Here is a 10,995-nt window from a genome sequence, read left to right as displayed (position 1 = left end):
CGGGCTCATAACCCGGAGGTCGTTGGTTCAAATCCAGCCCCCGCAATTTTGGTCCGTTGGTCTAGTTGGTTTAGGACGCATCCCTGTCACGGATGAGATCACGAGTTCGAGTCTCGTACGGACCGTCATGAATTATGAAAGTCAGATTTATCTGGCTTTTTTATTTGGCTTTATTTCCATGCTTTAGACCAAGTAGTGGTGAGTAGGAATCGGCTATCCTACATCATGAAATTGACCTAAGGAAATCATAGTAAGAAGTGTTTTCATAATTTGGCCGTGTTTAAGGTTCTAAAGGGATTGTTAAACAGAAAAGAACAGCAACATTTTTAACCTACATCAAATTGTAAAACCTAAGGAAGCAAGGTACTTCGGCTATATTTCTAGAAACAAAATCCCACGTGATAATAATTAACGATAGGAGTTAGTCATTATCACGTGGGATTTTAGTTAAAATTACATTTCTGAACGATATACTTCATCATAGTATGTGTTATTGGGATCACGTCTAGTAAAACTATCAAGTTGCTTAAAGGAATCAGATTTTTTCCAAGCCATTAGGTCATCGAAATCATTTGCTGCACTAAGAAGAACAAGAGTTGTACTCTCAGCCTTGCTATCAACCTCAAGAAAAGCTTGACCGTTGATTAATGAAGTTGAATTGTTAACGATCTTGTTAAGAGTATTATAGAGTACCTCTTGGTGATCATTATCAACCTGGAATGATTGGTAATAGAGAATTCCATTGTAATTACTGTTAAGTTTTTCTCCTAAGACCGTGAGTTTAACAGGTGATTTGAATATCGTTGTCTCATTAGAAAAATCAAATAGGGCTAACTTGTTACTGTGAACTGAGGCTTGCATAAGTCTAAATTTCCTATCAGGGTATTTATCAATGATGTCTTGTAAGATCTGCCGTGATCCGAAAGCTAAGCTTAATTTTGTTAACATGACAGTTCCTCCTTACTATGTTTCTATATGTTTATTATAATACTTTCTTTTGGCTAATTACTAATTATCGTTACTAATCTAATACCATGATCAGAAAACACGAAGATTTTCTAAAAGGTCTTGAAAAAGACTAGGGATATGTTATACTTTTACTTACTAAAAGTAACTTATATATATTTTTTCGTGCCTTTTAATAATATAAAAAATATTGTATAATTATAGTTGTAGTTATAAGTTGCTAAATGAATTAACTCTAGAAGGAGGCTTCTTGCTTAATGGTTACACTTTATACGTCTCCAAGTTGTACTTCATGTCGAAAGGCCAAGAGTTGGCTGCAAGAAAACGGAATTCCTTTTAAGGAACGGAATATCTTTTCTGAACCGTTAAACGTAAGCGAAATTAAGAATATACTAAGAATGACTGAAGATGGTACTGAAGATATTATTTCTAAGCGTTCCAAAGCATACTCAGAACTGAAGGTTAATTTAGATGAAATTCCAATGAAACAGCTTTATGAACTAATTAGTAAAAATCCAGGTTTATTGCGGCGGCCAATTATTATTGATGATAAACGACTTCAAGTTGGCTATAATGAAGATGAAATTCGGCGCTTCCTTCCTCGTCAGGTTCGTGAGTTAGAATTAGCTGAAGCAGAACGGAAGGCTAACACAATTTAGTGAAATTAAGTGGACGTAATGTACTGACTCTCATGAGTTGTGGATTGCGCCTTTTTTCTGGCTTTACTTTTGCCATAAATTAGTTAGAATAATACATAATATATGTATCGAGTCGAAGGGGGTGCTTTAGATGGAAATGGAGCGCATTAATGAAAATACAATTCGTGTTTTAGTCGACTCGAATGATCTTGAAGAACGAGGAATTAAGATTCTAGACTTGCTTAGTGATCATAAGCAGATCCAAGATTTCTTTTATAGTATTTTAAAAGAAGTTGATTCGACTCACCAGTTTCAAGATAATGATTCAGTGACATTTCAAGTTATGCCAACTGGGAATGGCTTAGAATTATTCATTAGTAAGAATGACCAAGTGAATGGTGAAGGTGATGGACGAACCGATGCAATTACGGACTACATCCGTCAGAGTATTGCACAACGTAAAAACGATGATTCTTCAGCAAGTAAGGCCCAATCCTTAGAGGATGATTATTCTTCGCCAATTAATCAGTCGGATTCAATGACAAAATTAATTGTTGTTAAATTCAACCAGTTTGAAGACTTGATTCAATATGCTAAAGTTGCAGAAGATCATAACGTGGTAAGTGAATTATATAAGTATGAAGGTCAGTATTATTTGACATTACAGTATTTAGTAACTGATGAGAATACAGATGAGGGAATAAAAAACCAGGTTGCATTAGCTTATGAATACGGTGACTCTACTAATATTGCGTCTGATTATTTAGCAGAGCATTCAAAAAAACTAATGGAAATTTCGGCACTACATTTAATTCGTCATTACTTTGGTTAGTAAAAATTAAAATTGGTAGAATACAGTTCTACTTGAAATGAGGCTGAGAGAATTCTTGGCCTTTTTTCGTGCATTTTTAAAAAATTACCGTTCTTATATTATAGGGGGGGTAATTTGATGTTAGTTGCTAAGATAAATGATCATTTAATGAATGCGTGTGATGCTCAAAAGGACAATGAATATTATTGTCCTGAATGTAGCGAGCACCTTATTCTTAAACACGGGAAAAATAAGATTGCTCACTTTGCTCATTATGCTAATAGTTCCTGTGTCCTTGGTAAAGGAGAAAGCTATGAGCATCTTTTGGGGAAACAGCAGATATTTGAATGGGCACGAAAGCATGGTTGGAATGCAGAAGTCGAAGTCTATATTGCCAGTTTAGAGCAACGGGCGGATATCCTGCTTAATATTCGTGGTCAACGGGTTGCAATTGAGTTTCAATGTAGTCCACTGTCAGCCAAGACCCTTTATGAACGGACCCAAGGATATAGAAAGAATGGAATAAAATGTTTTTGGCTGCTTGGTTCTCCATATATGAAAAAACTAACTCACCGGCAAACACAAAAATTTATTCAAAAAATTAACCATCAATATAAGATTATTTTCTGGGACGTTAAGAAGGCCACGTTAAAATTAATTACACCGGTTCTTAAGGTTCAACAGGCGACGTTAAAAGGAATAAATAAGGATTATCGACTCCTGCATAAGTTAGCAATTCAGAGAGAAAATGATGTTAAAATAGTAGATTCTCCAATGAACCTCCCCATCATTTGCCACCAGAAAATTACTGGAATCCATTTTACAAACCGTCCAGAGATATATTGGCGATGTTTAGTGATTAGGAGATTAAAAAAGCTTCCACTATTTTCCAGCTTTAGTTGGCAGCAGTGGCTTGGGATGTTAAGAAAAACTGGGATAACGGAGTGGTCAATATTTCCTTGTGTCTCTCAATACGGATTGGTAGATATTTACCTTAAGTTATTTACTAAGCAGCTAATAATGTGCGGCTTTGTTGTAATTAGTAAACAAAGGATAATTTTAATCAAGCGTCCTAGTCGTCGGTATTCACTTGAGAGACAATATCAGTCTCTAAAGCAATTAAATTGGCGGAATTACTTAGTAGATATTAACAAAGTATGAAATAATAAGAGGTGAAAAAGATAATTGGGGATGATTTAAATGAGGCAGCACACATGTACAACATTTCTAGCTGGGAAAGAGGCAACAATTGATGGATCCACGATTGTTTGTCGGGTAGAAGATTATTCAAACGATTTTGATCCACAAAGATTTGTCGTGGTAACACCAGAAAAGCAGTCACGTCATTATAAGAGTAAGACAACAGATTTTACGATTGATTTATCCGGAAACCCATTACGGTATACATCAACACCTGATGCAGACAGTAGTGCCGGAATTTTTGGTGCAAGTGGTATTAATTCAGCAAACGTCTCGATGACCGCAACCGAAACGATTACTAGTAATTCTCGGATCCTTAGCCTTGATCCATATAATCAGGAGAGCGGAATCGGCGAGGAAGACTTTTTAACCTTAGTCTTGCCATATGTTAGAACTGCTAGGCAAGCTGTAGAGCGGGTTGGCCAACTGCTAACAAAATACGGGACATATGAGGCTAATGGCTTAGCCTTTGGTGATCAAAATGAAGTTTGGTACCTTGAAACAATTGGTGGTCATCACTGGGCTGCAATTAAAGTTCCTGATAATGCATATGTTATTGCTCCAAATCGGTTAAATATCACGGACTTTGATTTTTCAGCTAATGAAACTCTTTGCTCTGCTGATCTGAAAGAATTAATTGATTTGAACCACCTTAACCCAGAAGAAAATCATTATAATTTACGTCTGATTTTTGGGAGTAGCAGTTATCGTGATGCTCATTATAATAATCCACGAGCATGGTATGTGGAGCAACAATTGAGCGGTGCTCAGGGAACTAAGCCTATTGACCAAATGCTACCGTTTATTAATTACCCACGTCATAAGATTACTATCCAAGAGATTAAAGAAGTAATGAGTTCTCATTACCAGGACACGGATTATGATCCATACTTGAGTAAAGGTGCGCCATACCGTTCAATTGCATTAAACCGTAATTTGGAACTCCATATCCTTCAAATCAGGAATAATGTTGATCCAAGGGTTAGTGGTGTTCAATGGTTGGCATTTGGACCGAATACAGTCAATGCAGTGGTTCCTTTCTATGCAAATGTTAAGGATACCCCAAAGCCATACCGGGATACCGCGATAACGTTTGATATTAATAATATTTATTGGCTTAATCATGTTATTATGGCAATTGCTGATCAGCACTACCAGAAAATTGAGCCACTACTTGAAGATTTTTCAGAGCAGGTAATGACCAAGACCTTGATTTGCCAGCATCAAACCGATAATGCATTTACTAAGAAGGATGATGTTGCTGAATTCTTAACTAAGGCTAATGAACAAATGGCCACAATATCCTATCAGGAGTCAATGAAGCTATTAGGCAAATTAGTAGAATACGGATTTAAGAACGCACGACTTCAATACTAAATAGATAACGAAATGACCCTCAAAGTTCGATTAATCGACTTTGAAGGCCATTCTGTTAATGCTTACTTTTGAACTAATTTTGTTTGGGAATGTAAGCGGCGGTTTTTGATAAAGTTAGCTACGGAAAATTCATTTTCAAGTTGCTTGTTTTGGTATGCGGTCACTAATGATTCGTAATCAAAATCATTTAACAAGAAGCAATATTTTGTTTTTTTATAATAAAAAACGACTGCAGTTGCTGGTTTCTTCACTCCTAAGCTCTTCGCAATTTGTTGCTCCTTTTGGAATGCCTTTTTGGCTAAACTAGAGTGACGATCTTCTAAGAACATTTCTAAGTCTAGGCCAGACGCTAAAGCAATCTTTTCTACTAACTTATCATTATAGTTATTGTTATCCTTGATTAATGCGTTTTGCATCATCAACAGAAATTGCCGTCCCCGTTTTCGTCCCTGAAAAGATGCGGCCATGTAATCGAGAATTACTCGGTAAATGGTATTAGAAACGCTTTGGCGAACAGCTAAGCTATGTTGATCCAAATGATACAATTCAATTGTTTGTTGGATTGTTGCCATGTTGAAAAACGGAATGAAGCGATAGTTAACTTTGGTATTAAGTTGTTGATCAACTTTAAGAACGTCATGTTCACACCGAAAGCAACGTCTCCCAAGTGGATTGACGAATAAATGTATCTCTAGCATTAAATGCTCCCCCTCGTTTAATACTAATTTGATGACTTTTCTAAACAAATTTATTTTTGCAAAAAAAGCTGGTTTTGTAAAGAATTATGATTTATGAACCAGATTGATGCTGTTGAGGGGCTGATTGTGCTAGAATTAAATGCGAACTTTAATGGGAGGGTTATTTATGGTTGATGATTGGCAACATTTTTTACTACCTTACCAACAAGCCGTTAATGAACTTAAAATTAAATTAAGAGGAATCCGTAAGCAATATCAGGATGAAACTCAGCATTCACCGATTGAATTTGTTACGGGTCGGGTAAAACCAGTAGATAGTATTAAGGAAAAGATGATCCGTCGTCATGTTCAAGAGGATCGTTTGGAACAAGATATGCAGGATATTGCTGGCTTACGAATCATGTGTCAATTCGTTGAGGATATATACCAGGTGGTTGATTTGCTTCGGCAGAGAAGTGACATGACTATTCTTGAAGAACGTGATTACATTAGCAACGCTAAGCCAAGTGGCTATCGTTCTTACCATATTGTAATAGAATACCCGGTACAGTTAGTTACTGGCGAGAAAAAGATCCTTGCTGAAATTCAAATTCGGACTTTAGCAATGAATTTTTGGGCAACAATTGAACACTCATTGAATTATAAGTATCAGGGAGAGTTTCCAGAAGAATTATCGGCGCGTCTTCAGCGAGCTGCTGAAGCGGCATTCAAACTTGATAATGAAATGTCCGAAATTCGTGAGGAAATTCAAGAAGCCCAAACAATGTTTTCAAACCGAATGCCGGGAGATCAAAACATTCCAGATAGATAAGGAGACCATATGCGAGTCGCAATTTTTAATAATGAAACATCAGAATCACAACGAATCACTAAGCTACTCAAGGCAGAAATGAGTAAAGCCGGGTTAGTTCTTGACCAAAATGCACCCAATGTTGTAATTACGATTGGTGGCGATGGGACACTATTGTCCGCATTTCACCACTATGGAGCTTTACTAGATCAGATTCGCTTCGTTGGGATTCATACAGGACACCTGGGCTTCTATACTGATTGGCGCAATTATGAAATTGATGACCTGGTTGATAGCCTTGTTAATGATAGTGGTCAATCAGTTTCGTACCCGTTACTTGATATGCATGCCATTTATTCTGATGGTTCAATTGATCACTACACAGCACTGAACGAATCAACCGTTCGTAATATCACCAAGACGATGGTGTGTGATGTCTTCGTTAATAATGAACTATTTGAAACTTTCCGCGGTGATGGCTTATGTATCTCAACACCAACGGGTTCCACTGCCTATAATAAGTCCGTAGGTGGTGCGATTATGGATCCGCGAATTGTTGGTTTCCAACTTGCTGAAATGGCGTCGCTAAATAACCGGGTGTTCCGGACATTAGGTTCACCAATTATTTTTGGCTCTGAAGCAAAACTAATGCTTCGACTAAAGGACCTTAATGGACATGTAATGACTTGTGATCGGGATCAGGTACGGTTAAAGCCCTCGGTAGGTGAAAGAAAGCTAGTGGAGATAACGTATCAGGTTGCGAAGAAGCGAATTAACTTTGCACAATATCGTCACAATAATTTTTGGCACCGTGTAAATGATTCCTTTATTGGTGGCATCAAACAATGAAATTCGAGTGGCAATATACAGGTCAGCAACCACGTAAATTACGTGCGGCGCTGAAGCATGAAGGAGTCAGTGCAAGTCTGATTAAAGTTGCCGTTTACCATGGCGGTAAAATGCAAATTAACGGAGAGGATCGGTGGACGGTTGATGAAGTTAAGCCAGGAGATCATTTTTCACTGATCCTTCCACCAGAAAAGCCAAATGATAATGTGAACCCTAGTGATTTACCGATTGAAATTGTATATGAAGATCGGGATTTCTTGATTTTAAACAAGCCAGCAGGAGTCGCGACCGTTCCGGCTCACCACGTCACAGTTGCCGATAGCTTAGTGAACCGTGTTCGTGGTTATTACGAACGCCAAGGGTATGAGAATTTAGTTATTCATGTTGCAACGCGGTTGGATAAGGATACCAGTGGCTTAGTGGTCTTTCCCAAGCACCGATTTGCCCATGCCGTTATGGACCAGCAATTAAAACAACACCAAGTAAAGAAAAATTACTTTGCTGTTGTTGGCGGGCAAATTGAGACTAAGCATGGCTACATTGACGCTCCAATTGATCGTGATCCTGAGAAATTTGTATCCCGAACGGTAATCTCTACGGGGAAACCTTCCGTAACGGAATATTGGTTAGAAAAGTCTTCAGCAAAAATGTCATTGCTCCAAATCCGCCTCCATACGGGAAGAACTCACCAGATTAGAGTTCATTTCCGCTATCTTGGTCATCCGTTAGTCGGGGATGATATGTATGGAGGAATCCCTTTGATTTCGCGTCAGGCGTTACACTGTTATTGGATGAAGTTTTATAGTCCTTTTAAGCAGCAATACATTGAAGTTCAGGCACCGTTACCCGAAGATCTTCAATCACTAATTCAGTTAATCTAACAAAAACGACCACTAATGCTTGAAATAGCACTTTAGTGGTCGTTTTTAAGTTTAAGTCAAGAAATTTCCTAGCTTTTTAGAATCGTTGAACACAAACGGGTTCAGGACACTTAACATCTTTTTGTAACAAGGTTAACTTACCAGTTTGGGCATCACGTGCATAAAGGGTTAAGTTATCACTATTTTGGTTTGATGCTAATAAGAATGATTCATCAGAACTGAGATTGAAGTCACGAGGGAAGTCACCTTCAGTCGAGATTGATTGAATATGTTTAACGGTAAAGTCTGGTTGAACTTCAAATACAGCGATCGTGTTTTCACCACGGTTTGAAGTGTAGATGAATTTACCATCCTTTGAAAGACGAATTGCAGCGGCACCATTGTGAGCAGTCCAACTGTCAGGAATTGTCTTAATTGTTTGAATATGACTGAAGGTACCATCAGTAGCGTTATACTTTAATACTTCAAGTTTGCTGCTTAATTCGCCCAGAAGGTAAGCATACTTGCCATTAGGATGGAAGGCAATATGACGTGAACCAAAGCCGTCTTCTGACTTGTAACGGGAAACGGCGGTTAGCTTACCATCAGCAGAAACGTCGTAAACAACAACTAAATCCATCCCTAAGTCACAAACGACTAACCGTTGATCTGGTGTTAAGTCAGCAAAGTGAACGTGAGGACTATCTTGTTCTGGTTGAGGACCAGTAGCTCCCTGGTGAAGTACTGAGTCAGTTTGAACTAGTGTCCCGTCATCGTTAATCTTAAAAACATCAACCTTTGCAGTGTGGTAGTTAGCACTGTAAAGGAGATGTCGTTGTTCGTCGAGACCAACATATGCAGGAGGAGCACCTGCTGCTAGAACTTTACTAAGCATTTTAGCGTTGTCGTCCTTTAGTGAGTATGATGCAATGCCACCTTGATCATCAATTTGCTTTACCGCATAAACGCGTTTGTCAGAGCCAACTTGTAAGTAAGCGGGCTTTTGTGATGGAATTGCTAATTCAACTTTAGTAATTTCCTTCTTTTCTGGATCTAAAGTAACCTTGTAAACACCTTTACTGTCCTTTTTAGTATATGTACCAATCAAAAATTGTTCAGTCAATTTGAACTGCCTCCTTTGAAAATGCTTACTTCTATGATAGCAATTCAGCAAGACGAATACTAGCTATGGTACACTGGAAATAATAAAAAATGGGAGAAATTAACGTGAAAAAGATTGAACGTGCAAAAAAGTTAGTCTGGGACCATCATCAGGTATTTCAGTGTCCTGTTTGTCAACATGCCTTTTCAAAGCTAAGTGGAAATAGTCTTGTTTGTGAACAGGGCCATACGATTGATTTTAACCGTCATGGGTATCTTCATTTCTTGAATACTCAGGGGACAACTGAATACGATCGGGAAATGTTCTTGTCACGAAGAAAGTTATTAAATGCCGGATTGTTCCGCCCCATAGTTGAACAAGTGAATGAAATCATTCCGGAGGATCCGCAAACTATTTTAGATGTGGGGACGGGAGAAGGAACCCCATTGGTACAATTAGCGTCCTTCCGTAATAATAAGGATTTCTATGTTGGCTTTGATATTTCTAAACCCGGAATCACTTTAGCAACCCAGCTTGATGTTGATGCCTTCTTCTGCATCGCTGATTTGCGTCATTTGCCATTTGCGGATCATTCATTTGATACAATACTAGAACTATTTTCTCCATCAGATTATCGTGAATTTAATCGGGTCCTGAAAGACAATGGCACACTCATTAAAGTAATTCCGAATGCAGGTTATCTTTTAGAATTGCGTCACTTATTATATGGCGATCATAATCAGCATTATGATTACGATAATAGTAAGGTTCTCAAATTGTTTAAGAAACATTATCCAAACGCGAGCGTGGTTCGTGTTCGTTATCAGTTTGAGCTGCCAAGTTCTCTTGTTACTGACATGATTAAAATGACCCCAATGAGCTGGGGAAAGGACGTTCATCAGCCGACAAAGACGGAGCTAGAAAACCTAAACTCGGTTACCGTTGATGTTAGTTTATTAGTCGCCAAAAAGGAGAAAAGCAAAATCTGAAATATTTATGATAAAAATCTAGTTAAGGGTGTTGCCAATTATAATTAAAGGTGGTAAATTATCTTATGAGAAATCGTTTGGCAATTGACATCGAACAGATTCGTTGGTAATTGCCAAGGAGTACTTCATTAAAGCAGCGTTTCGCCGTGCCAACACCGAGACCCTGCTTTTTTTATTTGTTTAGGTTAAGGAGCGAAAGATAATGACGAACCATATTGTATTATTCGAACCACTATTTCCTGCTAACACGGGAAACATTGCACGGACATGTGCCGGAACGAATACCGAATTACATTTAATAAAGCCGCTTGGTTTTTCAACCGATGATAAACACATGAAACGGGCCGGCTTAGATTATTGGGATAAGGTTAAGATTACCTACCATGATGATCTCCGCGAGTTCGTTTCAACGGTTCCTGATATTAGTAAGCTTTATTTAGTTTCCAAGTTTGCCAGTCGTGATTATACTGATGTTGACTACACGACCACTGGAGATCATTATTTCCTATTTGGTAAGGAAACAACGGGGCTACCGGAAGAATTTATGCGGCGGTATCCGGAAAACGCAATTCGGATTCCCCAAAATGATAATAATATTCGTGCCCTTAACTTATCGAATAGTGCGGCAATCGTAATTTATGAGGCTCTTCGTCAGCAAAGTTTTCCCAACCTAGCACGGGTCCATAAATACCATTTTGATAAATTAAAGTAAGTG

12 protein-coding genes and 1 tRNA gene are annotated in these 10,995 nt (G+C 38.1%); 10 read left to right on the top strand and 3 right to left on the bottom strand.

Annotated elements, in window-relative coordinates:
* Window positions 1-50 precede the first annotated feature (50 nt).
* Window positions 51-125, top strand: a tRNA-Asp gene (locus LKJ51_RS05175).
* Between the two features lie 328 nt (window positions 126-453).
* On the opposite strand, the gene LKJ51_RS05170 is transcribed toward LKJ51_RS05175, so the two are convergent.
* Window positions 454-861 carry a hypothetical protein gene (locus tag LKJ51_RS05170; protein ID WP_291979603.1) on the bottom strand — a complete coding sequence of 136 codons (408 nt, stop codon included), beginning with the start codon at window positions 859-861 and terminating at the stop codon, window positions 454-456.
* 362 nt (window positions 862-1,223) lie between these two features.
* Between LKJ51_RS05170 and spxA the strand changes: the two genes are divergently transcribed.
* From spxA to LKJ51_RS05150, 4 genes are all read left to right on the top strand, one after another.
* Window positions 1,224-1,625, top strand: a complete 402-nt coding sequence (gene spxA / locus LKJ51_RS05165) for a transcriptional regulator SpxA (RefSeq protein ID WP_291979604.1) — start codon at window positions 1,224-1,226, stop codon at window positions 1,623-1,625.
* Window positions 1,626-1,755: 130 nt separating this feature from the next.
* On the top strand, window positions 1,756-2,436 hold the full coding sequence (locus LKJ51_RS05160) for an adaptor protein MecA (RefSeq protein WP_291979605.1): 681 nt from the start codon (window positions 1,756-1,758) through the stop codon (window positions 2,434-2,436).
* Between the two features lie 117 nt (window positions 2,437-2,553).
* Window positions 2,554-3,576 carry a competence protein CoiA gene (locus LKJ51_RS05155; protein WP_291979606.1) on the top strand — a complete coding sequence of 341 codons (1,023 nt, stop codon included), beginning with the start codon at window positions 2,554-2,556 and terminating at the stop codon, window positions 3,574-3,576.
* Window positions 3,577-3,615: 39 nt separating this feature from the next.
* Entirely contained in the window at window positions 3,616-4,992 is a 1,377-nt protein-coding gene (locus LKJ51_RS05150) for a C69 family dipeptidase (protein WP_291979607.1), read from the top strand.
* Between the two features lie 62 nt (window positions 4,993-5,054).
* Here LKJ51_RS05150 and LKJ51_RS05145 read toward each other — a convergent pair whose 3' ends face one another.
* Window positions 5,055-5,690, bottom strand: coding sequence for a DsbA family protein (locus LKJ51_RS05145; RefSeq protein WP_291980153.1), 636 nt, complete (start codon window positions 5,688-5,690; stop codon window positions 5,055-5,057).
* 166 nt (window positions 5,691-5,856) lie between these two features.
* Here LKJ51_RS05145 and LKJ51_RS05140 point away from each other — a divergent pair, with 166 nt between their 5' ends.
* The 3 genes from LKJ51_RS05140 to LKJ51_RS05130 are packed head-to-tail and all read left to right on the top strand — an operon-like array spanning window position 5,857 to window position 8,210.
* Complete coding sequence (locus tag LKJ51_RS05140; protein ID WP_291979609.1) at window positions 5,857-6,501, top strand: GTP pyrophosphokinase; 645 nt, start codon at window positions 5,857-5,859, stop codon at window positions 6,499-6,501.
* A 9-nt stretch (window positions 6,502-6,510) separates the two neighbouring features.
* Window positions 6,511-7,329 (top strand): NAD kinase, encoded by an 819-nt coding sequence (locus LKJ51_RS05135; protein WP_291979610.1) that lies wholly within the window; start codon window positions 6,511-6,513, stop codon window positions 7,327-7,329.
* Window positions 7,326-8,210, top strand: coding sequence for an RluA family pseudouridine synthase (locus tag LKJ51_RS05130; protein WP_291979611.1), 885 nt, complete (start codon window positions 7,326-7,328; stop codon window positions 8,208-8,210). The genes LKJ51_RS05135 and LKJ51_RS05130 overlap by 4 nt, the downstream gene beginning before the upstream one ends.
* A 76-nt stretch (window positions 8,211-8,286) precedes the next feature.
* Here LKJ51_RS05130 and LKJ51_RS05125 read toward each other — a convergent pair whose 3' ends face one another.
* Window positions 8,287-9,312, bottom strand: a complete 1,026-nt coding sequence (locus tag LKJ51_RS05125; protein ID WP_291979612.1) for a lactonase family protein — start codon at window positions 9,310-9,312, stop codon at window positions 8,287-8,289.
* Window positions 9,313-9,416: 104 nt separating this feature from the next.
* Between LKJ51_RS05125 and LKJ51_RS05120 the strand changes: the two genes are divergently transcribed.
* Entirely contained in the window at window positions 9,417-10,280 is an 864-nt protein-coding gene (locus tag LKJ51_RS05120) for a methyltransferase domain-containing protein (RefSeq protein ID WP_291979613.1), read from the top strand.
* 202 nt (window positions 10,281-10,482) lie between these two features.
* Entirely contained in the window at window positions 10,483-10,992 is a 510-nt protein-coding gene (trmL, locus tag LKJ51_RS05115; protein WP_291979614.1) for a tRNA (uridine(34)/cytosine(34)/5-carboxymethylaminomethyluridine(34)-2'-O)-methyltransferase TrmL, read from the top strand.
* Window positions 10,993-10,995 lie beyond the last annotated feature (3 nt).

It is taken from the genome of Limosilactobacillus sp. (assembly GCF_022651205.1).
Taxonomy (GTDB): Bacteria; Bacillota; Bacilli; order Lactobacillales; family Lactobacillaceae; genus Limosilactobacillus.
Note: the sequence above shows the minus strand (reverse complement) of the source record. Positions and strands in the feature narration are given on the sequence as shown.

What these genes read in the sequence shown, in the direction of transcription:
- LKJ51_RS05170 (WP_291979603.1), bottom strand. Translation starts at nt 861, where the DNA reads ATGCAAGCCTCAGTTCACAGTAACAAGTTAGCCCTATTTGATTTTTCT.
- spxA (WP_291979604.1), top strand. Translation starts at nt 1,224, where the DNA reads ATGGTTACACTTTATACGTCTCCAAGTTGTACTTCATGTCGAAAGGCC.
- LKJ51_RS05160 (WP_291979605.1), top strand. Translation starts at nt 1,756, where the DNA reads ATGGAAATGGAGCGCATTAATGAAAATACAATTCGTGTTTTAGTCGAC.
- LKJ51_RS05155 (WP_291979606.1), top strand. Translation starts at nt 2,554, where the DNA reads ATGTTAGTTGCTAAGATAAATGATCATTTAATGAATGCGTGTGATGCT.
- LKJ51_RS05150 (WP_291979607.1), top strand. Translation starts at nt 3,616, where the DNA reads ATGAGGCAGCACACATGTACAACATTTCTAGCTGGGAAAGAGGCAACA.
- LKJ51_RS05145 (WP_291980153.1), bottom strand. Translation starts at nt 5,690, where the DNA reads ATGCTAGAGATACATTTATTCGTCAATCCACTTGGGAGACGTTGCTTT.
- LKJ51_RS05140 (WP_291979609.1), top strand. Translation starts at nt 5,857, where the DNA reads ATGGTTGATGATTGGCAACATTTTTTACTACCTTACCAACAAGCCGTT.
- LKJ51_RS05135 (WP_291979610.1), top strand. Translation starts at nt 6,511, where the DNA reads ATGCGAGTCGCAATTTTTAATAATGAAACATCAGAATCACAACGAATC.
- LKJ51_RS05130 (WP_291979611.1), top strand. Translation starts at nt 7,326, where the DNA reads ATGAAATTCGAGTGGCAATATACAGGTCAGCAACCACGTAAATTACGT.
- trmL (WP_291979614.1), top strand. Translation starts at nt 10,483, where the DNA reads ATGACGAACCATATTGTATTATTCGAACCACTATTTCCTGCTAACACG.